The sequence below is a fragment of the Pseudoxanthomonas daejeonensis genome, from assembly GCF_022637495.1.
GTDB classification, from domain to species: domain Bacteria; phylum Pseudomonadota; class Gammaproteobacteria; order Xanthomonadales; family Xanthomonadaceae; genus Pseudoxanthomonas; species Pseudoxanthomonas daejeonensis.
Window position 1 is genome coordinate 3,197,224 of sequence record NZ_CP093331.1, and the last position, 23,863, is coordinate 3,221,086.

The 23,863-nt window shown below is 70.0% G+C and carries 24 protein-coding genes; 6 read left to right on the forward strand and 18 right to left on the reverse strand.

Going from position 1 to position 23,863, the window contains the following annotated elements; genetic code table 11:
• Positions 1-5: 5 nt before the first annotated feature.
• The 10 genes from flgJ to MNQ95_RS14400 form a co-directional block, all read right to left on the reverse strand.
• Positions 6-1,166: a flagellar assembly peptidoglycan hydrolase FlgJ gene (flgJ, locus tag MNQ95_RS14355; protein WP_241953275.1), complete on the reverse strand. Its 1,161-nt coding sequence runs from the start codon at positions 1,164-1,166 to the stop codon at positions 6-8.
• Positions 1,166-2,311 carry a flagellar basal body P-ring protein FlgI gene (locus MNQ95_RS14360; protein WP_241953276.1) on the reverse strand — a complete coding sequence of 382 codons (1,146 nt, stop codon included), beginning with the start codon at positions 2,309-2,311 and terminating at the stop codon, positions 1,166-1,168. The genes flgJ and MNQ95_RS14360 overlap by 1 nt, the downstream gene beginning before the upstream one ends.
• A 42-nt stretch (positions 2,312-2,353) precedes the next feature.
• On the reverse strand, positions 2,354-3,040 hold the full coding sequence (flgH, locus tag MNQ95_RS14365) for a flagellar basal body L-ring protein FlgH (protein WP_241953277.1): 687 nt from the start codon (positions 3,038-3,040) through the stop codon (positions 2,354-2,356).
• Positions 3,041-3,071: 31 nt separating this feature from the next.
• Positions 3,072-3,857, reverse strand: a complete 786-nt coding sequence (flgG, locus tag MNQ95_RS14370; RefSeq protein WP_162410508.1) for a flagellar basal-body rod protein FlgG — start codon at positions 3,855-3,857, stop codon at positions 3,072-3,074.
• A 559-nt stretch (positions 3,858-4,416) separates the two neighbouring features.
• Positions 4,417-5,166: a flagellar basal body rod protein FlgF gene (locus MNQ95_RS14375; protein ID WP_162410507.1), complete on the reverse strand. Its 750-nt coding sequence runs from the start codon at positions 5,164-5,166 to the stop codon at positions 4,417-4,419.
• Positions 5,167-5,215: 49 nt separating this feature from the next.
• Positions 5,216-6,439: a flagellar hook protein FlgE gene (gene flgE / locus MNQ95_RS14380; RefSeq protein ID WP_162410506.1), complete on the reverse strand. Its 1,224-nt coding sequence runs from the start codon at positions 6,437-6,439 to the stop codon at positions 5,216-5,218.
• Between the two features lie 47 nt (positions 6,440-6,486).
• Positions 6,487-7,152 carry a flagellar hook capping FlgD N-terminal domain-containing protein gene (locus MNQ95_RS14385; RefSeq protein ID WP_162410505.1) on the reverse strand — a complete coding sequence of 222 codons (666 nt, stop codon included), beginning with the start codon at positions 7,150-7,152 and terminating at the stop codon, positions 6,487-6,489.
• Positions 7,153-7,163: 11 nt separating this feature from the next.
• Complete coding sequence (flgC, locus tag MNQ95_RS14390; protein ID WP_241953278.1) at positions 7,164-7,571, reverse strand: flagellar basal body rod protein FlgC; 408 nt, start codon at positions 7,569-7,571, stop codon at positions 7,164-7,166.
• A gap of 29 nt (positions 7,572-7,600) precedes the next feature.
• Positions 7,601-8,014, reverse strand: a complete 414-nt coding sequence (gene flgB, locus MNQ95_RS14395; protein WP_162410503.1) for a flagellar basal body rod protein FlgB — start codon at positions 8,012-8,014, stop codon at positions 7,601-7,603.
• A gap of 101 nt (positions 8,015-8,115) precedes the next feature.
• A complete protein-coding gene (locus MNQ95_RS14400) occupies positions 8,116-9,063 on the reverse strand; it encodes a chemotaxis protein (RefSeq protein ID WP_162410591.1) in 948 nt (315 codons plus the stop codon).
• A gap of 122 nt (positions 9,064-9,185) precedes the next feature.
• Here MNQ95_RS14400 and flgA point away from each other — a divergent pair, with 122 nt between their 5' ends.
• The 4 genes from flgA to MNQ95_RS14420 all read left to right on the forward strand — a co-directional run bounded on the left by flgA (position 9,186) and on the right by MNQ95_RS14420 (position 11,887).
• Positions 9,186-9,818 carry a flagellar basal body P-ring formation chaperone FlgA gene (flgA, locus tag MNQ95_RS14405; RefSeq protein WP_241954437.1) on the forward strand — a complete coding sequence of 211 codons (633 nt, stop codon included), beginning with the start codon at positions 9,186-9,188 and terminating at the stop codon, positions 9,816-9,818.
• Between the two features lie 127 nt (positions 9,819-9,945).
• Positions 9,946-10,257, forward strand: coding sequence for a flagellar biosynthesis anti-sigma factor FlgM (gene flgM / locus MNQ95_RS14410; RefSeq protein WP_162410502.1), 312 nt, complete (start codon positions 9,946-9,948; stop codon positions 10,255-10,257).
• A 3-nt stretch (positions 10,258-10,260) separates the two neighbouring features.
• Complete coding sequence (locus tag MNQ95_RS14415; RefSeq protein WP_241953279.1) at positions 10,261-10,605, forward strand: flagellar protein FlgN; 345 nt, start codon at positions 10,261-10,263, stop codon at positions 10,603-10,605.
• A gap of 133 nt (positions 10,606-10,738) precedes the next feature.
• Positions 10,739-11,887 (forward strand): ATP-binding protein, encoded by a 1,149-nt coding sequence (locus tag MNQ95_RS14420; RefSeq protein WP_241954438.1) that lies wholly within the window; start codon positions 10,739-10,741, stop codon positions 11,885-11,887.
• Positions 11,888-11,927: 40 nt separating this feature from the next.
• Here MNQ95_RS14420 and MNQ95_RS14425 read toward each other — a convergent pair whose 3' ends face one another.
• Both MNQ95_RS14425 and MNQ95_RS14430 read right to left on the reverse strand, forming a co-directional pair.
• A complete protein-coding gene (locus tag MNQ95_RS14425) occupies positions 11,928-13,646 on the reverse strand; it encodes an EAL domain-containing protein (protein ID WP_162410499.1) in 1,719 nt (572 codons plus the stop codon).
• A 5-nt stretch (positions 13,647-13,651) separates the two neighbouring features.
• Positions 13,652-15,682, reverse strand: a complete 2,031-nt coding sequence (locus MNQ95_RS14430) for a PAS domain S-box protein (protein WP_241953280.1) — start codon at positions 15,680-15,682, stop codon at positions 13,652-13,654.
• 210 nt (positions 15,683-15,892) lie between these two features.
• Here MNQ95_RS14430 and MNQ95_RS14435 point away from each other — a divergent pair, with 210 nt between their 5' ends.
• A complete protein-coding gene (locus MNQ95_RS14435) occupies positions 15,893-18,685 on the forward strand; it encodes an EAL domain-containing protein (protein WP_241953281.1) in 2,793 nt (930 codons plus the stop codon).
• Between the two features lie 246 nt (positions 18,686-18,931).
• Here MNQ95_RS14435 and MNQ95_RS14440 read toward each other — a convergent pair whose 3' ends face one another.
• The 6 genes from MNQ95_RS14440 to MNQ95_RS14465 form a co-directional block, all read right to left on the reverse strand.
• On the reverse strand, positions 18,932-19,252 hold the full coding sequence (locus MNQ95_RS14440) for a hypothetical protein (RefSeq protein ID WP_241953282.1): 321 nt from the start codon (positions 19,250-19,252) through the stop codon (positions 18,932-18,934).
• Between the two features lies 1 nt (position 19,253).
• Positions 19,254-20,447 carry a methyl-accepting chemotaxis protein gene (locus MNQ95_RS14445; RefSeq protein WP_162410495.1) on the reverse strand — a complete coding sequence of 398 codons (1,194 nt, stop codon included), beginning with the start codon at positions 20,445-20,447 and terminating at the stop codon, positions 19,254-19,256.
• A gap of 89 nt (positions 20,448-20,536) precedes the next feature.
• Positions 20,537-21,148: a high frequency lysogenization protein HflD gene (gene hflD / locus MNQ95_RS14450; protein ID WP_241953283.1), complete on the reverse strand. Its 612-nt coding sequence runs from the start codon at positions 21,146-21,148 to the stop codon at positions 20,537-20,539.
• 171 nt (positions 21,149-21,319) lie between these two features.
• A complete protein-coding gene (mnmA, locus tag MNQ95_RS14455; RefSeq protein ID WP_241953284.1) occupies positions 21,320-22,420 on the reverse strand; it encodes a tRNA 2-thiouridine(34) synthase MnmA in 1,101 nt (366 codons plus the stop codon).
• A 28-nt stretch (positions 22,421-22,448) separates the two neighbouring features.
• Positions 22,449-22,898, reverse strand: coding sequence for an NUDIX hydrolase (locus tag MNQ95_RS14460; RefSeq protein ID WP_425605744.1), 450 nt, complete (start codon positions 22,896-22,898; stop codon positions 22,449-22,451).
• 13 nt (positions 22,899-22,911) lie between these two features.
• Positions 22,912-23,403, reverse strand: coding sequence for a YbjN domain-containing protein (locus MNQ95_RS14465; protein ID WP_241953286.1), 492 nt, complete (start codon positions 23,401-23,403; stop codon positions 22,912-22,914).
• A gap of 97 nt (positions 23,404-23,500) precedes the next feature.
• On the opposite strand from MNQ95_RS14465, the gene clpS reads away from it, so the two are divergent.
• Positions 23,501-23,821, forward strand: a complete 321-nt coding sequence (gene clpS / locus MNQ95_RS14470) for an ATP-dependent Clp protease adapter ClpS (RefSeq protein ID WP_162410490.1) — start codon at positions 23,501-23,503, stop codon at positions 23,819-23,821.
• Positions 23,822-23,863: the final 42 nt, after the last annotated feature.

The window sequence follows — 23,863 nt, forward strand, 5'->3', positions numbered from 1 at the left end:
CGGGCTTATCTCCGGAAGGCGGCGTCGAGGGAGCCGAGCGCGCCGGCGGCGGTGGCCACGACGGCGCCGGCGCCGGTGGCCGCATCGGCCCCCGTGCGCGCGGCGACGCCGGCGATCGCCTGCACCGCGCGGCCGATGGTCGGGCCGTTGGCGATCGAGGCGATCTTGGCCGCGTAGGAAGGATCGGTGGCATAGCCGGCGCTCTGCAAAGCCTGGGCGAAGCGCTTCACGTCGCCGCCGGACTGCAGGGCCTGGCGGTAGCGCGGGTTGTTCTTCAGCATCCGCACGTAGTCGGCGAAGCTTTCGGCCGGCGAGGCGTAGGCGCGGAAGTCGGCGGTCTCGCTGACGCGCCGGCCGTCGACGAATTCGTGGGTGCCGCTGGTGACGCGCTCGCCCTTCCAGCCGGTGGCCTTGATCCCGAACAGGTTGTGCGCGCTGGCACCGTCGCCGCGCTCGATCTGCTTGCGGCCCCAGCCGGTCTCCAGCGCGGCCTGGGCGACGAGCGCGCGGGCATCCACGCCCAGCTCCTTTGCCGCGGCCTGGGCGTGGTGCCAGATCTTGGCCACGAACTGTTCGGGGCTGCGCGGCGCGAAGCTGGCGGCAGCCTCGCTCGCGGCGGCAGCATCGGTCGTGCCGGTTGCCGCGGCGGCGGGCGTGGCCATCAGCCGCGCGACCAGTGCGTCCAGCGGCGACGTGGACGCGGACGCGCCGCCGTCGCTATCGCGACCGGCGATCAGGTCCAGGGCGCGATCGACTTCCGCGGTGGAGGTGTTGTCGCTGGCGCCGACGCGCGAATAGGCCAGCGCCGCGGCTGCGGCCCGGGTCGGGCCCGGCCGCGCGTCGACCGCGCCCGGCAACTGCGTGTCCAGCGCCGGTGCGGCCTGCGGGGCGACGCCGGACTGGCGGCCGAGCTGGCGCGCGATCATCGGCGCCAGGCCCAGTCCCTTGCCCTCGGTCAGGGCCTTGGACAGTTGCTGGTCGTAGAGGTCGCGGAAGGTCTGGTTCTCGCCGGGGAACAGCGAATCGCCGAAGCTGGCGTCGCGCATGCTCTTGACCAGCATCTGCGCGAACTGGCCCTCGAGCTGGCGCGCGACCTGGTCGATGCGCGCGGCATCGGGCCGGTTCGTGCTGGCCAGTTCGATCGGTGAGGGCGCCCCGATACGCATCAGATCACTTCCAGCTCCGCGCGCAGCGCACCGGCCTGGCGCAAGGCTTCCAGGATCGCGATCAGGTCGCCCGGAGCGGCACCGACTTCGTTCACCGCGCGCACGATCTCGTCCAGGGTGGTGCCACCCTCGAACTTGAACATGCGGCTGCCCTCCTGCGAGGTGCTGACGGTCGAGGAGGGCGTGGCCACGGTCTGGCCGCCACCGAAGGCGTTGGGCTGGCTGACGTCCACCGCTTCGCTGATGGTCACGGTGAGGGCGCCGTGGGCGACCGCGGCCGGCATCACCCGCACCTGCGCGCCGATGACCACGGTGCCGGTGCGCGCGTTGACGATGACCTTGGCCGGTGCGGTGCCGGGGGTGAGCTCGAGGTTCTCCACGCGCGCCAGGAAACCGATGCGCGCGCCCGGGTCCGACGGTGCGGCCACCGACACGGTGACGCCGTCGACCGCGCGCGCCGCACCGGAACCGAATGCGCCGTTCAACGCGTCGACCATGCGCGAGACGGTGGTGAAATCGTTCTGGTGCAGGTTCAGGGTGATGTCGCCACCGGAATCCAGCGCGCTGGGCACCGCGCGCTCGACCGTGGCGCCGTTGGGAATGCGGCCGACGCTGGGCACGTTCACCGACACGCGCGAACCGTCCTTGCCCTGTGCGCCGAAGCCGCCGACCACCAGGTTGCCCTGGGCGATCGCGTAGACCTGGCCGTCGGCACCCTTCATCGGCGCCATCAGCAGCGAGCCGCCGCGCAGCGAGACCGCGTTGCCGATCGAGGACACGGTGATGTCGATGGTCTGGCCGGGCTTGGCGAACGGCGGCAGCTCGGCGTGGATCGCCACCGCCGCCACGTTCTTGAGCTGCGGATTGACGTTCGGCGGGACATTGACGCCCAGCTCGCCGAGCATGTTCTTCAGGCTCTGCACGGTGAAGGGCGCCTGGCTGGTGCGGTCGCCGGAGTTGTCCAGGCCGACCACCAGGCCGTAGCCGACCAGCGCGTTGCCGCGCACGCCGCCGACCTGGGCCAGGTCCTTGATCCGCTCGGCATGCGCCGCCGGAAGGAACGCGGCCAGCAGCGCAAGAGCGAAGAGGATTTTCCCATTGAACCCCCGCACATGGATGTGCGGGCTCTTGCGAGGGACTCGCATGTCATCGTACGGGCTTTTGCGAAGGACTCGCATATAGGGCTCTCAGTAGGGATACAGGCGCGTGTTGAAGAAGCGGCCCAGCCAGCCCATCGCGTTGGACTGGGCGATCGCGCCGCGGCCGCCGTAGACGATCCGCGCTTCGCCGACGCGGCTGGAAGGCACGCTGTTGTCCAGGTTGATGTCGGCCGGACGCACGACCCCCTGGATCTGGACCAGTTCGTCGCCCTGGTTCAGGCGCATGTTCTTCTGGCCCTGCACGACCAGGTTGCCGTTGGGCAGGCGCTGGATCACGGTGACGGTCACGCTGCCCTGCAGCCGGTTGCTCTGGCTGCTCTTGCCCTGGCCGTCGAAGTCGCGCTCGCCGCTGATCGTGGCCGACAGGATGTCGCGGCCGTTGTACGTCACCGGTGCGCCGAGGATCTCCGGCGCCGACATGCTGATGTCGCTGGTCTTGCCGACCTGGGTGGTGGCGCTGGTCTGCGCCGTGGTGGATTCGACCAGGTTGATGGTGAGCAGGTCGCCGACGTCGCGCGCGATGCGGTCCGAGTACAGCGACAGGCCGGGACCTGCCTGGTAGATCGCACCCGGCGTGGCCTGCGCGACGGGGGCGACCACCGGCACGACCGGCGCCATCGCCGGATAGGGGCGCACGTCGCCGGCGGCGACGCAGCCACCGAGCAGCAGCGTGGCGCACGGGAAGGCGAGGGCGGTCAGGACGTGGGTCTTCATGGCGGTGTCTCCTGCGGCGCCGTGGCGGCCGTCAGACGTTGCTGTTCAGATAGCCGAGCATCGAGTCGGTGGTGGAGATGGCCTTGGCATTCATCTCGTAGGCGCGCTGGGTCTCGATCATGCTGACCAGCTCCTCGACCACGTTGACGTTGCTGCCTTCCAGAGAACCCTGCACGACCAGGCCCAGGCCGTTGAGGCCGGGCGTGCCGTTCTGGGCGGGGCCCGATGCGGTGGTCTCGACGTAGAGGTTCTCGCCGCGCGCCTGCAGGCCCGCGGGATTGATGAAATCGGTGACGCTCAGCGAGCCCACTTCCAGCGACTGGCCTTCGCCGGCCATCTGCACGGTCACCGTGCCGTCGTTGCCGATGGTCATCGACTGCGCGCCCTCGGGGATCTGGATGCCCGGCTGCACCGGATAGCCGCTGCTGGTGACCAGCTCGCCCTGGGCGTTGACCTGGAAGCTGCCGTCGCGGGTATAGGCCGAGCTGCCGTCGGGCATCAGCACCTCGAAGAAGCCGCGGCCGTTGATCATCACGTCCAGCGAGCGTCCGGTCTGCTGCGGGTTGCCCTGCTGGAAATCCTTGGAGGTCGAGACCACGCGCACACCGGTTCCCAGCTGCAGGCCGGACGGAAGCTGGGTCTGCGCCGAGGTCGAGCCGCCGGGTTGGCGCAGCTGCTGGTACAGCAGGTCCTCGAAGTTGGCGCGGTCGCGCTTGAACCCGGTGGTGTTGGTGTTGGCCAGGTTGTTGGAGACCACCGACATGCGCGTCTGCTGCGCATCCAAGCCGGTCTTGGCGACCCAGAGTGCCTGATTCATGGCGCGATACCTCGTGAGGCGGATTGACGCCGGTGCAGATGCATGCGGCGTGCCAGAACGGGGCCGGGGGATCGGCGGGGGCTGAGATGACCTGGCGCGCAGGTAGGAAGCGCCGGCGGTGGCCGGCTTCGGGCCGAGCCGCGGCTCCGCTCAAATCCGAATGCCGTGGCCCTGCTTTTGTAGGAGCGGGCATGACCGCGACCCGAGGGCTTCGGTACAGGCGATGTCCTCGAGGTTCCAGCGCCCGTGTCGCGGTCATGCCCGCTCCTACAGGAAAGCGCCCGGTCACTGGCGACGCGTGTCGTAGAACGAAGCCACGCCCTGGAAGCGACCCGAGGCCGTCGTGTCCTGGGGATAGGGCGCAAGCAGCACAGGGATGTGCTGCGCTCGCTCCTCGGAGGCTGGACGCCGGAGCGGAGCGATGCGCGCTATCCCCAGGGCACGGCGGCCCCTTCCGAAGCGGGAGCTCTTGCTGCAGCGCCCTCCGACACCGCGGCCCGTTTGACGGCAGCGCCTTGCGCCTTGCGGACCCTACGCCAAGCCTTCCCGGATGCCGGCCTCAGCCGCCCAGGCGCAGCAGCGAGTTGGAGGCCTGCGCGTTGTCGTCGCCGCGCTGGATCACCTTGACCTGCATTTCGAACTGGCGTTGCAGCTGGATCATCTGCACCAGCGCACCGGCCGCATCGACGTTGCTCTGCTCGAGCGCGCCGGTGGCCATCACCGCGCCCGGCGCCTGCGCGAGTGGCTGGCGCGGGTCGGTGTTGCGCATCAGCCCGTCCAGCCCGCGGGCGAGCCGGTCGGGCGTGGCTTCCACCACCTTCAGCCGACCGACGATGGCCATCGTGTCGGCGCCTTCGCCCAGCGGCACGATCGAGATCGTGCCGTCCTGGCCGATTTCCAGCGACTGGTGCGGGGGCAGGGCGATCGGGTTGCCTTCCTGGTCCAGCAAGGCGCGCCCGCCGGCGGTGACCAGCTGCCCGTTCGGGGTCAGCGACAGGTTCCCGGCGCGCGTGTAGGCCTCGCTTCCGTCGGGTGCCTGCACGGCCAGCCAGCGGTCGGCCTGCAGCGAGACGTCCAGCGGATTTCCGGTGACCTGCTGCGCACCGGCGCGGGCGTCGAAGCCCTCGTCGATGTGCATGGCCGCGGTGCGCGACGCGTAGCCCGGTCCACGCACCGGAAAGGCCTCGGTGTTGGCCAGCGCGGCCTTGAAGCCGGCGGTGTCGGCGTTGGCGAGGTTGTGCGACACCGTGCCCTGCGCCTGCAGGGTGGCGCGCGCACCGGTCATCGCGACATAGAGGGCCTTGTCCATGCGGGGTCTCTTCTCGGTCTACAGGCAGGTTGCGTGCGATCCATCCGCATCAGCGGATGTTGATCACCGTCTGGGTCGCCTGGTCCTGGGTGGAGATCATCTGCGCGTTGGCCTGGAAGTTGCGCTGGGCCACGATCATGTTCACCAGCTGCTCGGTCAGGTCCACGGTCGACGACTCCAGCGCGCCGGCCTGGATCTGGCCGAAGTCCGAGCTGTCCGGCGCACCGGTGCGCGGCGTGCCCGACGCGTGGGTCGCGCCCCACTGGTTGTTGCCCTGCGACTGCAGGCCCTGCGGATTGACGAAGTTGGTCAGCACGACCTGTCCCAGGGCCACGTCGTCGCCGTTGGTGTAGCGGGCGAACACCACGCCGTCCTCGGCCACGCTGATCTCGCTGAGCTTGCCTGCGGCATAACCGTCCTGGTGCACGTCGCGCAGGGCGAAGCTGCCGCCGTACTGGGTGCTTCCGGACAGGTCCAGGGTCATGTTGAGCACGCCGGCGCCGGTGCCCGGCGTGTACGGGTCCATCACGACCTGGCCGTTGGCCGGGGTCAGCAGCGTGCCGGTGGAGGAGAACTGCAGCGTGGTCGGCGCGCCGACCGCAGTGCCGTCGACGTAGTTGTGGACCTGCCACTCGTTGGGCGTGGCGGTCTTGACGAAGTACGAGGTCTGCACGTGGCTCACGCCCAGCGAGTCGTACACGGTGACGCCGCCGCTGGAGGAGGTGTAGCTGTTCGGGTCGGCCGGGTCGAACGGCGTGGTGACCGGGGCCGCGGCGTTGCCCGGCAAGGTCACCATCAGGTCGACGCTGGAGGTCTGCGCCGGCGGACTGTCGGTGGTCAGCAGCTGCAGGTCGCTCAGGCGGCCCACGTCGAAGCCGTTGCCGCCGGCGTTGGGCGCGAACACCTGCAGGCGCGCACCGTCCGGCGTCACCACGAAACCCTGGTTGTCGGTCTGGAAGTTGCCGGCGCGCGTGTACAGCGTGTTGCCGTTCTTGTTCACCGTGAAGAAACCTTCGCCGTCGACCGCGAAATCCAGGCTGCGCCCGGTCGGGTCGATGTTGCCTTGCGAGAACTGCTGGGCGACGTTGCTGACCTTCACGCCGGCGCCGATCGCGTTGCGCGACAGGCCGTAGGTCGTGTACGAGAACAGGTCGGCGAATTCGGCGCGCGATTCCTTGTAGCCGGTCGTGTTGACGTTGGCGATGTTGTTCGCGGTGACGTTGAGGTCGGAATTGGCCGCGTTGATGCCGGACAGTGAAGTGTTGAAGCTCATGGCGGACTCCTGGATGAAGTCTTGCGTGTCGCGTGCGGGAAGGAGGCTCAGCTGACGCGGAGCACGTAGTCGAGGGGAACGGTGCCCAGTCCGGGCAGGTCGAGGTAGAGGCCGTCGGTACCGACGGTGACGCTGTCGACGGTGCCCTTCACGTAGGTGTCGACCTTGGTGTTGGTGCCGTCGCTGCCGGCGTGGCTGGCGGTGATGCCGTAGCTGCCGGCGGGCAGGCGGTTGCCGAGCGCGTCCTTGCCGTCCCAGTTGAACGCGACTTCGCCGGCCTTGGTCGCGGCGAGGGTGAAGTCGTGCACCTTCTGGCCGTTGGCATCGGTGATGGTGAAGGTCACGTTGCCGGCGCCGGGTGCGGCGACCGCGCCGCTGGCGCCACCGTCGGCGCCGAGCGCGAGCTTGGACGAGGGCACCAGCACCTGGCGGCCGACCAGCGCCGCACCCCGCAGCACCTGGTCGTTGCCCAGCGAGGTGGAGAAGCCCTGCACCTGCGAGTTGAGGTCCTGGATGCCCTGCACGGTCGAGAACTGCGCGAGCTGGCCGAGGAAGGCACTGTTCTCCATCGGCTTGAGCGGATCCTGGTGCTGGAGCTGCTCGGTCATCAGGCGCAGGAAGTCGGCCTGGCCCAGCGACTCCTCCTTCTTCTTGGTGGAGGTGTTGCCGGTCATCCCGAGGCTGGAATAGATATCGCTGCCAATCGTGCTCATGCGCGGGTTCCTCAGCGGCCCATCGTCAGGGTGGCCAGGGCGAGATCCTTGGCCGTGTTGATGACTTCCACGCCAGCCTGGTAGTTGCGCGAAGCGGAAATGAGGTTGACCATCTGCGCGACCGGATCGACGTCGGGCGAGAACACGTAGCCGTCGGCGTCGGCCAGCGGATGGCCCGGTTCGTAGCGGCGCACCGGCGGTGCTTCGCTTTGCGCGATCTCGCGCACGCGCACGCCGGTGAGGCTGGGGTCGCGGCTGTTGGCCTGGGCCTGGAACACCGGCTCCAGCGGCTTGTAGACCGCATCGGCCGAACCGGCCACCGAGTCGGCATTGGCCAGGTTGCTGGCGATGGTGCTCAGGCGCACGGACTGCGCCTGCAGCGCGGAGCCGGCGACGTCGAAGATCGGCAGGTTGCTCATGGCGGCGACGTGTTCCCTGTGGGCCGGTCTTACTGGCCGGTGATGGCGGTGAGCAGCGTGCGCACCTTGGATTCGAGGAAGCTCAGCGACGCGCGGTATTCCAGTGCGGCGCGGCCGTAGGCGGCGCGCTCGGCATCCGGATCGACGGTGTTGCCGTCGAGGCTGGGCTGGCTGGACTGGCGGGTGAGCTGGAACGGCAGCTGGCCGGTGGCGATCGCATCGGACAGGTGGCCCTCGCGGGTCGTGGCCAGGCCCGTGGCCGGCGCCAGGCCTTCGCGTTGCATCCGCGCCGCGCCCAGCGCGGCGTTGAAGTCCATGTCCTGGGCCTTGTAGCCGGGCGTATCCGCGTTCGCCAGGTTGCTGGCGATGAGCTTCATCCGCTGCTCGCGCAGGGGCAAGGCGTCGGCGTGGACACCCATGTAGGAAGAGATCGGATTGGACATGCTGCCTCCGGACGGACCGTTGCCGTCACACAGGCAAGCGCCGTGCCAGAAGGAGCGGGAGGGCCGCCTGCCGGGGCCGTGAACCGCGCCGCCGGTGGGCCTCAGGCCGCGCGGGCGACCTGGTGCAGCCGCGCCAGCACGTGCTCGGCGAGCTCGTGCGGGCTGTACTTGGCGACGAAGGCGTTGGCGCCCACGCGCTCGACCATGGCGTTGTTGAACACGCCCGACAGCGAGGTGTGCAGCAGCACGTACAGGCCGGCCAGCCCGGGGTGGCGACGGATTTCCGTCGTCAGGGTGTAGCCGTCCATGGCCGGCATCTCGATGTCGGAGATGACCATGGCGTAGCGTTCGGCCGGGTTCTCGCCGGCAGCGTGCACCTGCAAGAGGTGGTCCAGCGCCTGGCGGCCGTCGGAGAGCAGGGTGACGCCCACGCCGAGCTGGTCCAGCACGCTGCGGATCTGCTGCCGGGCCACGCGCGAGTCGTCCACCACCAGCACCTGCAGCGGCGGGGCGTCGGCGGGCAGCGCCAGCGCGGGGTCCAGGGTCGCGTCCATCCGCGCCTGGGTGATGTCGGCCAGCACGCTTTCCACGTCGATGACCTGGATCAGCGCATCCTGGAAGCGGGTGACCGCGGTCAGGTAGCTGGCCTGCGCGCCCAGGTCCGGCGGCGGGTGGATGTCTTCCACCGCGATGTTGACGATCCGCTCCACGTCGCTGACCAGGAAACCCTGGACCGAACGGTTGAATTCGGTCACCACCAGGTAGTGCGTGCTCTCGCCATCGCCGGACCCATCGCGCTCGGGATGGCCGATGGCCAGGCCCAGGTCCAGCACCGGCACCGAGCGGCCGCGCACGTCGGCCACGCCGGCGAACTGGGGTGGCAGCCCCGGAAGCTGGAACAGCGCCGGCCGGCGCAGCACTTCCTGCACCTTGAACACGTTCACGCCGAACAGCTGGCGGCCGCCGAGCCGGAACAGCAGCAGGGCCAGCCGGTTGTGGCCGGCGAGCCGGGTCCTCTGGTCGATGCGGTTGAGCAGGTTGTGCGCCATGTGCCCGGTATCGGCGCCGACGGCGATGGCTTGAGCGGGCGGGCGGGGTCGCGGCGGCACGCCGCTTGCATGGTCGTTGCCACGACATTCCATGGGAGGCCGCCGTGCTCCTGATGCGCTCGATGCTCATGTTCCTGCTGGCGCTGCCGATGACGGTGGCGCTGGCTGCCGGTGGCTTCCAGCCGGTGGAGTCGATCCGTGCCGCCGCGCTGGGCGCGGTGCCGGGCGGCCAGGCCGAGGCCAGCCTCGACCCGGCCCTGCGCATGCCCGCCTGCGCGCAGGCGCTGCAGGCGCAGCAGGCCACCGCTGGCACGGTCGAGGTCGCTTGCCCGGATGGCTGGCGGCTGTTCGTGCCGGTCAAGCTGCGACGCACCCAGCCGGTGCTGGTCCTGGCCCGTGGCGTGGCCGCGGGCGAGCCCATACCGGCCGACGCGCTGGCCACCGAGACCCGCGATACCTCGCGGATCGCCGGTGCCGCCCTGTCCGATGCCGGGCAGGCCGTCGGCCAGGTGGCCCGGCGTGTCCTGCCGGCGGGGACGGTTCTTTCCGCCGGCGACCTGGTCGCACCGCGGCTGGTGCGCCGGGGCGACCAGGTGGCGCTGGTGTCGCGCCGGGGCGGCGTGGAAGTGCGGGTCTCCGGCCGCGCCCTGGGCGATGCCGGCGAGAACGAGCGCGTGGCGGTCGAGAACCTGTCATCGCGGCGGGTCCTGCAGGGCAGGGTCGGTCCCGGCGGCGAGGTCCTGGTGACCCGATGAAAGACTTCGCAAGCGCCGCTCCGGACACGCCGAAGGCGACCGCCGGAAATATTTTCGACCCGGGCCTAAAGTTCTCCCGCTCCCTTGCCGATACCCCCGGCGTACCCCGCAAGAAGGACTCACCGTGATGAGCCAGAAGATCGAAGGCACCCCGCCCCCGGCCGTGCGCAGCACCGGTCCGGTCGGTGGCCGCATCGCGCCCGCAGGCGCCGATCGCTCCAACCCGGTCGAAGCCAGCCAGCCCGGCGACAGCCTGCGCCTGACCGGCGAGGCCACCAGCCTGCAGGCCCTGCAGCGCGAGCTGTCGGCCGCCCCGGCGATCGACCAGGCCCGCGTGGCCGAGGTCAAGCAGGCGCTGGAATCGGGCACCTACCGCATCGATCCGGCGAAGATCGCCGAGCGCATGCTGGACCTGGACAAGCAGCTGGGCGGCGGCTGATCGATGGACGCCCCGGCCACCAGCGACGAGGCGCTCGACCGCCTGGCCGCGGCGCTCGCCGACGAGCGCCGGGCCCTGCTGGGCCACGACATCGAACTGCTGGTGCGCTCCACCCACGACAAGCTGGCGGCGCTACGCCGGCTGGAAGCGGACCTGCCCGGCGGCATCGCCGAGCGCCTGGCCGAACTGGCCGAGACCAACCGCAGCAATGGCGCACTGCTGGCGCGCCGCCGGCGCGAGGTCAACTGGGCGCTGCGCCACCTCGGCCGCGCCGAAAGCGCGCCGGCCTACGACGCGCAGGGCCAGGCCCAGCAGCTGCAGGCGCGCCGCGAACTGGCGGTGGTGTGATCGCCGCACGCGGCTGCCGATGCGCAGCCGGCTAGAATCGGATGCTGCGAACCCTGCTGGCAGTGCCGTGACCGAAACTCCAGACGCAGCACGCGTCCCCTCCGTGCAGACCATCCAGGCCCTGAGCGACCGCATGCTCGAGGGCGTGCTGCTGTATGGCGCCGACAGTCGCCTGCTCTACGCCAATCCGTCGGCGCATGCGCTGTGCCGGGAATGCTATCCACGCGACCTCGCCAGCGGCCTGAGCCTGGAGCAGCTGCTGCCGCTGGACGCGCTGGTCCAGGCTCGCGCGAGCGGGCGCTGGAACGGCCACCTGTCGTTCGGACAGGACGCGATCCTGATGGTCCACCTCTACTTCGACCAGAACGAGGGCGGCCACTTCCTGGTGGTGATGCAGGACCTGAGGCAGATCCGCTTCTACGAGCAGGACCTGCTGCGCCGCCATGCCGAACTGAACGTGCGCCTGACCGCGGCGCAGGAGAAGCTGCTGCAGGCCGAAAAGCTGGCTTCGATCGGCCAGCTCGCCGCCGGCGTGGCCCACGAGATCAACAACCCGATCGGCTACGTGCATTCCAACCTGGGCAGCCTGCAGGAGTACCTGCACAGCCTGTTCGCGCTGATCGAGGCCTACGAGCGCGCCCTGCGTTCGCCGGACCCGCGCGCGATGATCCCGGAGATCGACCAGACCCGTTCGCGCCTGGACATCGACTTCATCAGCCGCGACCTGCCACAGCTGATGACCGAATCGCGCGAGGGAATCGAGCGGGTGACCCGGATCGTGCGCGACCTGAAGGATTTCTCGCGCAGCGAGCGCGACGAGTCGTGGAAGCTGGTGGACATCCACGCCGGCCTGGAATCCACGCTCAACATCATCTGGAACGAGCTCAAGTACAACACCACGCTGGAGAAGCGCTACGGCACGCTGCCACCGGTGGAGTGCCTGCCGTCCGAGCTCAACCAGGTGTTCATGAACGTGCTGATCAACGCCGGCCAGGCGCTCGGCGAGCGCGGCACGATCCGCGTGGAAACCGGCCACGAGGATGACCACGTCTGGGTCGAGATCGCCGACAGCGGCCCGGGCATCCCGCCCGAGGCACAGCAGCGCATCTTCGATCCGTTCTTCACCACCAAGCCGGTCGGCAAGGGCACCGGCCTGGGCCTGTCGATCTCCTACGGCATCGTCGCCAAGCACCACGGCCGGATCGACGTGGACAGCCGCATCGGCGAAGGCTCGCGTTTCCGGATCGTGCTGCCGGTGCGGCAGCCGCAGCCGGCGGCCTGAAGCGCCCGGGCGATGCTGGGCCCGGCGGAGCGCACCGCGCTCACGCCATCGGCGGGCGCACCTGGTGGGTACGGAACGCCTGGCGGATGTGCTCGCGCAGTTCGTCGTCGTTCCACGGCTTGGTCAGGAACCGGTAGATCGCGCCGCGGTTGATCGCGTCGGTGACCGTGGCCAGGTCGGTGTAGCCGGACAGGACCATGCGCACGGTATCGGGGTAGAGCATCTTCACCCGGCCCAGGAACTCGGTGCCGCTCATGTCGCTCATGCGCTGGTCGGAGAGGATCACCTGCACGTCGTTGGTGGCGAGCAGGTCGAATGCATCGCGCACGTTGCCCGCGGCCAGGATCCGGTAGCCGTCGCGGCGGAACAGGCGCACCAGCGAGCGCAGCACGTTCTCCTCGTCGTCGACCAGCAGCAGGGTCTGGTCCTGCTTGCTGGCGGCGAACAGTTCCGGGCGCAGGTAGCGCCGGCGCAGGGCCAGGCCGGCGGCGTCGGCCGGCATCGGCTCGCCGAACAGGTAGCCCTGGAAGACGTCGCAGTCGCTGCGCCGCAGGTAGCCCAGTTGCGCTTCGGTCTCCACGCCGTTGGCGATCACTTTCATGTTGAGCTGGTGGCCCATCGCGATGATCGCGCGCACGATCGCGGTTTCGCGCTCGCCGGCAGGAGAGCTGCGGATGAAGCTGCGGTCGATCTTGAGCTTGTCGACCGGGTAGCGCACCAGCGCGCTGAGGCTCGAATCGCCGGTGCCGAAGTTGTCCAAGGCCAGGCCCACGCCTTCGCGGCGCAGCGCGACCAGCCCTTCGTAGACCGGGATGACGTTGGCGGCCAGCGCGCTTTCGTTGATCTCCAGCACCAGGCACTCGGGCGGCACGCCGGCCTGGCGCAGCAGGGTGAGCACCTCGTCCGGGAAGCCGGGCCGCTGCAGTTGCAGGGTCGAGACGTTGACCGTGACGAACAGGTCGTCGAAGCCCGATTCGCGCCACAGCCGCAGCTGCTCGATCGCGTTCTCCAGCACCCAGCCACCGATCTGGACGATCACGCCCAGGCGCTCGGCCGTGGGCATGAAGCGCTCGGGCACCAGCAGCCCCAGGCTAGGCGACTGCCAGCGCACCAATGCTTCCATGCCGATCACGCGGCCGTCGCGGGCGCTGATCTCCGGCTGGAAGCGCAGGCGCAGTTCGCCATTGGGGATCGCATCGACGATCTGCCGCGCGATCACGCTTTCGTTGTGGACGTTCTGCAGGCTCTGGCCGCCGTAGAACTGGATGCGCTCGTCGCCATGGGTGGCCTGGCGCGAGGCGATCTCGGCCGTGCGCAGCAGCGTGTCGGCGTCCTGTGCGTGGCCAGGGCACAAGCTCACGCCCAGTTTGACGGTAAGGAACAGGGTGTACGGAAGCACGCTCAGCGGCAGCTCCGCTTCGCGCTGCAGCGCCCAGGCCACGTCGGTCGCATCGGGGCTGCCGGCAACCAGGGGAATCGCGGCGACGAACTCGTCGCTGCCATGCCGCCACAGCCGGCCACGGCCCTCCAGCGAAGCCTCCAGCCGGCGCGCCAGCAGGTCAAGCGCCAGGTCGCCCACGGCCACGCTCATGTTCTCGTTGACCGAGGCGAAGTGGTCGATGTCCAGGTGCACCACCATCAGCGGCGCGCCACCGGCCAGGGCGTCGTCGACCATCGCCTGCAGCGCCGGGTTGGCGGCGCCCAGGCGCGGCGGTGCCGCTACGCCGCCGTGGTCGTATGCGGGCAGGATCGGGGGCATGGCGTTCAGGACGTGGCCTGCTGCGCGTACGGCAGCTGGAGGTGGATGCGGGTGCCGCGGCCGGGCAGGGCGTCGATGCGCAGCTGGCCGCCGACGCTCTGCGCGCGCTCGCGCATGATCACCAGGCCCAGGCCGCTGGCGTCTGCCGGCTCGAAGCCGCGGCCGTCATCTTCGATCCGCAGCCGCAGGCAGGTGCCTTCGCCATCCTCCAGCGCCAGGCTCACGCTGCGCGCACGGGCATGGCGCAGGACGTTGGTCAGTCCCTCCTGGGCGATGCGGAAGCAGGCCTGCTCCACCTCACGCTCCGGGCGCTGCGGCAGGGCCTGGATATCCAGCTCCAGGTGCACCGGCGAGTTGCGCATCAACGTGCCCGCGTGCCAGCGCAAAGCCGCCTCCAGGCCCAGCGCGTCCAGCTGCGGCGGGCGCAGCAGCATGGACAGGTTGCGCAGCTTGTCCAGGGTCGTGTCGGCGGTTTCGGCCAGCGCATGCAGGTCTTCCTGGCGCCGGTCCGCGTCGGCTTCACCCATCGCGGCGTACGCGGACAGCTTCATCGCGGTGATCGCCTGGCCGATGTCGTCGTGCAGCTCGCGGGAGATCGCCCGGCGTTCGTCCTCCTGCGCGGTGAACAGCTGCCGGCCCATTGCCTGCAGTTCCTGGTTGCTGTTGGCCAGGTCGTAGCGCATGCGCTCGGGCTCGCTCAGGTCGCGCATGACCAGCAGCTTGCACTGCTGCCCACCGTAGCGTGCGTCGCTGCACGACAGGGCGACCCGGAAGGTGCTGCCATCCTCGCGGCGCATGCAGGGCGAGGGCTCCTCGCCGGGAACGCCCGACTGCAGGTATTCGCGCAGCCGCACCAGGTCGGGTGCGTCGACCAGCGCCGACAGCGGCTCGCCCAGCAGGCGCTCGCTCTGCCGGGCGAACAGTCCTGCGCAGGCCGGATTGGCGTAGATCACGTGTTCGCCGGACAGGATCATCACGCCATCGGGCAGGATCCTCATCAGTTCCGCGAACTGCTGTTCGCGCTCGCCCAGCAACCGCCGTGTCTGCTGCTCCTCGGTGACGTCCTGCGCGGTTCCACGCAGGAGCCGGCGCCGGTCCTCGTCCACGGCCTGCACGCGCAGGCGCAGCAGGCGCTCCTGCCCGCTGGTGCCGATGAAGGGCAACAGCACGTCCATCTTCTGCGCCTGCCCGCTGGCCAGTTCGTCGAGCAGCTGGTCCAGGCGCGCCTGGTTGACCGGATCGGCGGCGACCAGCACGTCCTGCAATGCGCGGGCCCGGTCGTCGCCACCGGCCTGGCCCAGCAGGTGCTGCAGGATCGGGCTGAAGTGGCCACGACGGGTCTGCGAATCGATCTCGAACGAGCCCAGCCGGGCCAGCCGCTGTGCTTCCTGCAGGCGCGCCATGGCCTGCTCCCGGGAGCGCTGCGATTGCAGCTCCAGGGTACGGTCGAAAGTCACGATCAGGCGGATGCGGTTGCCGCCGACGAAGACCAGTTCCGAACTGCGCATCTCGACGTCGCGATGGCTGCCGTCGCTGGTCCGCAAGCGCTCGATCCGCGCGTAGGGCTGGTCGGGCGCGGCGCGGATGGCGGCCACGCCGGCGTCGTAGTACTCCCGGCTTTCGCTGGGCCACAGCATGTGCATCTCCATGCCGCGCAACTCGCCACGCGACCAGCCCAGGAAGCTGCTGGCCGCCGGGTTGGAATCCAGGATCCGCATCGTCTCCAGGTCGTAGGTCCACATCGGGCTGGGACTGGCCTCGAACATCTCCCGGTAGCGCGACTCGGAATTCACGAGTCGCTGCTGCGCAAGGAGCAGGCGATCGACCAGCGGACGCAGCAGCAGGTACAGCAGCAGGCCGGTGCCCACCATGTAGACCACGCCCTTCCAGCTCTGCAGGCGGGTGACGGTGCGGACGTCGGCGAACAGGCTGGCGATGAGCTGGTCGCTGAACAGGATCCAGCAGATGCCCAGGAGGACGTAGAACAGGGCGATGCGCCACACCAGGCCGCGCGCCTTCGATTCCACCAGTGGCATGCCGACCGCCGGGGCGGGGCCCTGCGTCTCTGGCTTTTCCTGTGCGCGCATCGATCCCCCCGGCGTGGATCGCAAGCATATCAGTGCCCCCGGCGTGCACAGCGCATGCGTGCCCGATGCGGGCGGGCGCACAGGCACGGCTCAACAAACGTCCATGGCGGCCGCTACCTCCTTGACGACCCGCTACGGGCGATTGCATGGAGTGCAGGCATGGACGCGGGTGCGATCGCTAGCCTGATGCAGCATCCGATCGACAGCGCCCTGCTGGTGCTCGATCGCGAGGGCATGCCGTTGGCCGCGAACCCGGCCGCGCAGGCGCTGGGCCTGCAGCATGCGGCGGCCCGCTATGCGCCGATGCTGCAGGACCTGCGCCGGATCCTGGCCGCCGACGGCCTGCAGGCAGTGGCCTGCAGCCTGCCGGGGCCGCAACGCCGGCTCGATGGATGGCTGCGCGCGGTGCGCGCGCCGGAAGGGGGCGTGCTGGCCTACACCCTGGGGATCCCTGATCCGGAAGGCGTCGGCCGCTGGCAGGTGGCGCTGGACAGTGCCGGGCATGGCCTGTGGGACTGGGACATCGCCGCCAACCGCCTGTTCCGCTCGGAGAGCTGGCTGGCGATGCTTGGATACACCGCCGACGACGCGCCTGATACCAGCCTGGAGTCGGCGCTGTCGCTGGTCCATCCCGACGACATCGAGCGCGTGCGCCGTGGCGTGCAGGCGCACCTGGACGGGCATGCCGGGGTCTATGCCGGCGAGCACCGCGTGCGCCACCGCGACGGCAGCTGGCGCTGGGTCCGCGACAGCGGGCGCGTCGTGGCCTGGTCGGCCGACGGCCGGCCCTTGCGGATGGTCGGTACCCATACCGCGATCGAAGAACAGAAGCAGCTCGAGACCGAGTTGCGCAGGCAGCAGGCGCTGCTCGAGGACGTCCAGCGCGTCGCCGCGATGGTGCCGTGGTCCTGGGATCCGCGCAGCGACAGCGGCTGGTGGCCGGCGGATCTCTACCACCTGGCCGGCCATCCGTTCCAGCCGCGCGACAGCGCCCGGGCCTGGTTGCGGCGGCTGCCGCGCGCGGCAGCCTCGACGCTGCGTGGCGCGTGGCGGCGCATGCGCCGCGACGGCCAGCCGGTGCACTTCCACCTGGAAGTGGGCGATGCGCTGGGTGCGCCCCTGCAGCTGCAGGCGTGGGCGCGCCCGGAAATGGACGCGGACGGGCACATCGTCCGCGTGCTCGGCCAGGTCCAGGACGTGACCGCGCAGCGCAACGCCGATGCACTGCTGCGCTGGCGTACCGAACTGCTGGACCGGGTCTCGTCGCTGGGCCACATCGGCGGCTGCGAGATCGAGCCGGTCAGCCGGCGCGTGCAGTGGACCGAAGAATGCTGCCGCATCCACGGCATGCCGCCGGGCCCGCTGGGCCTGGACGATGCCCTGGCGCTGTACACGCGCGACTCGCGCGAGGCGTTCGAGGCCGCGTTGGCGCGGCTGGTCGAAGGCGGTCCGCCCGAACAACTGGAGCTGTGCTTCTACCGCCACAGCGGACAACGCGTGTGGGTGCAGGTCCTGGTCGAGATGGATACGCGCCAGGGCCTGGCGCCGCGGCTGGTCGCGCTGTACCGCGACATCACCCGCGAGCGCGAGACCAGCGAGCGGATCGAACTGCTCTCGCATTACGACCTCCTCACGGGACTGCCGAACCGCTTCCTGCTGCGCGCCCAGGCCGAGGAGGCGATCATGGCGGCGCAGGACGAAGCAGGCGAGGGAGGCCTGTCGTTGCTGCTGGTGGACCTGGACGGCTTCAAGAACATCAACGATTCGTTCGGCCATGCGGCCGGCGACGCCATGCTCAAGGCCGCCGCCGGGCGCATGCACCACGCGCTCGGAAACGGCGAGTTCTTCGGCCGGCTTGGCGGCGACGAATTCCTCGTCGCGCTGCGCGGGCCGACCGACCCGGATGCCGCCGAGGCACTGGCGGCGAGGCTGATCGCCGCGCTCTCCGAGCCGCTGGCCTTCGGCAGCGAACAGCTCAAGGTCGGCGCCAGCGTCGGCATCGCGCTGCTCGGCCGCGACGGCGATGCCTTCGACGACCTGCTGCGCGCGGCGCATGCCGCGCTGCGGGCCGCGCGCGAACGCGGCCGCAACAGCTGGCAGCTGCACAACCAGGACATCCACCGCCAGACGCGGCGCCGGCTCGAGATCGAGCATTCGCTGCGCGGGGCGCTGGAACGCGAGGAATTCAGCCTGGTCTACCAGCCGCAGGTCAGCCTGCGCGATGGGCAGGCGCCGGGCATCGAGGCCCTGCTGCGCTGGCACCGGCCCGCCGGCCATTGCCATCCGGGCGAGTTCATCCCGGTGGCCGAGCAGTGCGGCGAGATCGTGCGGCTGGGCGAGTGGGTGATCGCACAGGCCTGTCGCCAGGCCGTGGCCTGGCATGCGGCCGGGCTCGATTTCGGCCGGATCGCGGTCAATGTCTCCGGCGTGCAGCTGCGCGACCGCGGTTTCGCCGAGCGCGTGGTGACCCTGTGCCAGCGCGCCGGCTGGCCGCCGGGCCGGTTGGAACTCGAGTTGACCGAGTCGGCCCTGATCGTGGACAGCGACAACGTCCGGCACTGCTTCCAGGTGTTCGAACGCCATGGCGTGCAGCTGGCGGTGGACGATTTCGGCACCGGCTTCTCCAACCTGCAGTACCTCAACCGATTCCCGGTGCAGCGCCTGAAGATCGACCGCAGCTTCGTCACCGACATGCTGCGTGATGCCAATGCCGGTGAAGTCACCCAGGCCATCATCCACCTGGGCCATGCGCTGGGCATGCGCGTGGTCGCCGAAGGGGTGGAAACGCTGGAAGAACAGGCGCAGCTCGCCCGCTGGGGCTGCGACGAGATCCAGGGCTACCTGTACACGCGGCCGCTGCCGCCACGCGAACTGGCGCAGTGGCTGCGCCAGCTGTCGCCCGAGGCCGGCCCTGCCGGCTGGACCGCGGGCCTGGCATCGCACGGCCGCTGAGGACTCCCCCGGGATATGGAAAGGGCTGCCGGTGGCGGCCCTTTTTTTTGTGGAAGGGATCTGGAGGTCACGTGCTTGCGTGGTCGGTACCGAAGCCGATCTGCGCAGGTGCGCAGGCCCGGTCACGTCAGCATCGCGAGGACGCCTGAGGCTTCCCCGGGGCACGCGTTGCAACCGGGAGGCGGTGCGGGCTGCAGGCGGCGCGCGCCTGGCGCGTTGCGATGACGGCGTCAGCCTGCCGAAGCCTCAGCCGGTCGAGGAGTCCAGGTCCCAATCGATGCAGGCGGCCAGCACGTCGGCCATCTGCTTCGCGTCCACCAGCGCCCGTGCCGCTCCGATCTCGTCGTTGGCGAGCTGCTCCAGGCGGGACAGGACCGCCTTGCGGGCGGCGGGGGAGGCAGCTTCACTCCCGGCGTTCGCCGTCGCCACCGACTGATCGGGTGCCGGGACAGGGGCGGCTTCCATGGCCGCCTCGCTGCCGGCAAAGGCCAAGGCCCCGGCTTGGGGCCGGGGCCTGGCGGGGAGGGCCGCACCGGTATCGCGCGACGGCATCCCGTAATGTTCCATCTCAGAACAGCTCGACGGTACCGGCACCCATGCTCTGCTGGGCCACCGGCTTGTGCGGCGGCTGTTCCCAGTCGCCGCGCAGGTCGCGCAGGCGCTGGCCCAGGCGCTGCAATGCGCGCATCACGTCCTCGTCGGCCGCGCCGTTGCTGCGATGGAGCAGCTCCTGCAGGGCCAGCGCTTCGCGGTTGATCGCATCGAGGCGGTCCAGGTGCACGTGTGCGCCGCCCAGGGCCTGGGTGGCGATGTCCTCGAACTGCAGGGCGCGCACCGCTTCGGCGACGGAGCCGTCGATGGCACGGCCGCATTCGGAGATCTCGCGCATGCCATCGCCCAGCGAGCTGTTGATCGCCGCGACGTTCTGCAGCATCTGCGCGGCTTCGGCACGGGCTTCGCGGGAACGGTCCAGGTCGCGCGAGGCCATCTGCGTGACCGTTTCGCGGACCTTCTGGATCGCGTCCTTGGAGCTGTGCGCGAGCTTGCGGATCTGCTCGTTGAAGGTGGTCGACCGCTCGGAGAGGTTGCGCACCTCGTCGGCGACCACCGCGAAGCCACGCCCGGCCTCGCCGGCGCGCGCCGCTTCGATCGCCGCGTTCAACGCCAGCAGGTTGGTCTGGTCGGCGATCGACTTGACGTCTTCCAGCAGGGCGAAGATGCCGTCCAGGTGCTGTGCCATCTGGTCGATGTGCTGCACGGTGACGGTGCTCTGCCCGGCGACCTGTTCCAGCGCCTCCACCAGTTGCTCCATGCGCGAGCTGGCGTGCTGGGCGAAGCGGGCGACATCCACGCCGCCGGCGCCGTCCTGGTCGGCGATGATCCGGGCCATCGCCGATCCCTGCTGGCGCGACTTGCGGTTCATCGCATCGAAGCTGCCGCCCAGGCCGGCAACGGCCTGGCGGATCAGTTCACGGGCGCGCTCGACCTCGTGGCGCGAACCGTCGATTTCCTTGCCGACGAAGCTGCGCAGGTCGCCGAGCAGCTGTTCCTGCTCGCGCAGGACGCGCTGGTGTTCGGGCGAGCGCGCCGGCGTGCCGGCCCCGCGCAACAGCAGCCATGCCGCGAAGCCGAACCAGCTCAGGGTAAGCGTCGTCAGGATGGCCCAGCGCACCGCAGGCGGCCAGTCAAAGCCGATGGCGAGAGGGGTGAGGAGCGTCAGCACCAGCGGTGCTGCCATGCGGATAATCAGTCGGGGGTCCATGGGCGATCTCTGCGGAGCTACGTTCGCAGTATCGGCCGCAGCCCGGGGGGCTTTAGCACGACCGGCGCCTTCACGCGCCGGTAGCGTGCTCAGCGCAGTTGTCCGCCGACCGCTTCCAACATCGCCCGGCGGGCGAGCAGGAACTGCCACGGGTGGCCGCCGACCTGGCGCCACAGCAGTGCCGAGCGCACCGCGGCCAGCAGCAGGGCGCGTATTTCCGAGACCACGCCGGGCTGGCCGAGGTAATGCGGGTTGCCCTGGACCATGATCCGCGGCCGCAGGTGGCTGATGGTGTCCGCATACAGCCCGCCCAGCGCGGCCAGCACCTCCGGATGGGTGCTGTCGTGTTCTTCGGCCTGCGGGGCGATCGCGGCGATGCCGTTGGCCACCGCGGCCAGGGTGTTGGGCTCGCCGGTGAACCGGCGCTCGAGCTGGATCGTGGCCCAGGCCAGCCGCGGCAGCATCGGGTCGTCGCCACGGCTGCCGAGGTAGTCGGCGAGCACGCGCAGGCCGGGTTCGAGCGTGCGCACGCCGCCGTAGATCTGGGCGGTGGAGTCGGCGTCGATGCGGAACACGCTGTCCAGCACCGGGCGCGCGGCGCCGGTTTCGCTCTGGCCGGTCTCGGCGATACGGCGTACCTGTTGCAGCGCCTGGGCCAGGCCGGCCAGCGCCAGCACGCGATCATCGTAGGGAGAAGTCATGCGTCCATTCTAACCGGCGGTTGCGACCGCGACCGCGCCCATGCCCGATCGCGAGCGCAGGCGGGCGTCGCAGGTGGTGGGCGAAGAAATGCGACGCCGCAGTGTGACGTTCGTCCCGTGTCTGGCGCCGATCGCCCTGCACATCGCCATCGGAAGGGAGAAAAGGGTGCCCTAGCGCCCCGGCGACGGTGCGTCGGTGGAATCGATCACGGCACCGCCCAGGCACGCCATGCCGTCGTAGAGCACCAGCGACTGTCCGGGCGTGGCTGCACGCTGGGCGCGCACGAATCGCACCGAGACGCTGCCGTCCTCCTCGACGCGCACGTGGCAGGGTTCTTCCTGCTGCCGGTAGCGGACCTGCGCGGTGCAGTCGAACATGGTCGCCGGCGGTGCGCCCTCGACCCAGTGCATCGCCTCGCTGCGCAGCGCGTGCGACTGCAGCCACGGACTGTCGCGGTCCTGGTCGACATAGAGGACGTTGCCCGCCACGTCCTTGCCGACCACGTACCACGGCGCCGCCTGCCGGCCGCGCACGCCGCCGATGTTCAGGCCCTCGCGCTGGCCGAGGGTGAAGTAGAAGACGCCCGGGTGCATGCCGATCCGCACCCCGTCCGGATCTCGGATCTCGCCCGGCTGCGCAGGCAGGTAGCGGCCGAGGAATTCGCGGAAATCACGCTCGCCGATGAAACAGATGCCGGTCGAGTCCTTCTTGGCATGGTTGGCAAGCCCTGCTTCGCGCGCCATCTGGCGCACCTGCGCCTTGGGCAGGTGGCCGATCGGGAAGACGGTGGCGGCCAGCTGGGCCTGGCCGAGCTGGTGCAGGAAGTAGCTCTGGTCCTTGTCGCGGTCGGCGCCGCGCAGCAGCCGCCAGCGGCCGCCGGATTCGACGACCTGCGCGTAATGGCCGGTGGCGATGCGTTCGGCCCCCAGCTCGCGGGCCGCGTCCAGGAAGTGCTTGAACTTGACCTCGCGGTTGCACAGCACGTCCGGGTTGGGGGTGCGCCCGGCGGCGTATTCGGCCAGGAAGTGCTCGAACACGCCGGCCCAGTACTGTTTCGAGAAGTCGCGGAAATGGAACGGGATGCCGAGCCGGCCGCAGACGGCGACCGCATCGCGGCGATCCTCCTCGGCACGGCACTCTCCGCTGCCGTCGTCGTCCCAGTTCTGCATGAACAGGCCCGCGATGGACTCGCCGGAGCGGGCCAGCAGCCAGGCGGCCACCGAGGAGTCGACGCCACCGGACACGCCGACCACCGTGCGCGGCGCGCTCATCGACATGCCTCCATGCAGGCCGGCAGGGTCACAGCGCCTGCACCAGCGACAGCGGATGGCGCCGCCCGGCCAGCCAGTCGGCGGCGACCTGCCAGACCAGCGGGCTGCGGTGGTCGCCGGCCCGCGCACGCAGTTCGGCCGGCGTCAGCCAGACGGCACGCTCGATGCCCTCGTCCAGCCGGCGTGACGGATCATGGGCCACTGCCCGGCCGGCAAAGGCGAACCGCAGGTACTGCTGCCCGCCCGGCGCGGTCCACTGGTAGGTGCCGATGAAGGCCTCCACGGCGATCTCCCAGCCGGTTTCCTCGAGGGTCTCGCGCACCGCCCCCTCGGCGAGGGTCTCGCCCGGCTCGAGGTGGCCAGCCGGCTGGTTCAGGACCAGACGACCCTCGATGCGCTCTTCGACCAGCAACAGGCGCCCGTCACGGGCGATCACGCTCGCCACGGTCACGTCGGGATGCCAATCACGGACGGGCAGGGAAGCCAACGGCTCAGAACTCGTCGCTGTCGGGATCGCCAGCCAGTTCCCGCTCCATTTCGTCGGCGCTGGTCACCGCGGCGTTGATCGCCTGGTCCAGCGCCTCGGCACCGGCTGCGGCGTCGAGCTTCACCACGAGCAGCGCATGCCCGTTGTGCTTGACCCAGGCGCCGAGCTTGAGGTCGTTCGACGCTTCCAGCAGCCGGTTGGCGACCGGCCCCGGGAAGGCGCCGCTGGACTTGTAGGCGGGCGACCAGATCTCGCGGATGCGATGGGTGCCATAGGTCTCCACCGGCGAACGGACGAATACCAGCTGGCTGCGCTCGGCGTTGTCCTTGCCCTCGAGGGCCATGATCATCTTGTAATCACCATCGCCATCCACTTCGTATTTGTAGCCCAGCTCGTCGAGCATTGCGGCTACCGACGGATCGGCTTTCGGTGCTGCGAGGGCGGAAAGCGGGAGGAGGACCAGCAGGAGCAGGACGGCGAGGCGACGCAGCGACATGGGAATCCCTGGTTTGAGTTGTGATGGTGGCGCGACGGCATTGTCCGGCAGCCAGCGCGATCGAGTCCATCGGCAGGCGACCGTTATAATCGCGGCCATGCCCCACACCCCCCGACACGAACACGAACACGGGACCCTGGTCGATCCGGGCAAGCCCGAAGTCGCGCCACCGCCGATGTACCAGGTGGTCCTGCTCAACGACGATTACACCCCCATGGACTTCGTCGTGGCGGTGCTGCAGCAGTTCTTCGCCCTGGACATGGAACGGGCCACCCAGGTGATGCTCCACGTGCATACCCGCGGCCGCGGCGTCTGCGGCGTCTTCACGCGGGAAGTGGCCGAATCCAAGGTCGCCCAGGTCAATGAATTCTCGCGGATGAACCAGCATCCCTTGCTGTGCAGCATGGAAAAGGCCTGAGCGGCCTGCCGGGCCGGAGGGCCCGGTCGCCCCGGCGTGCCG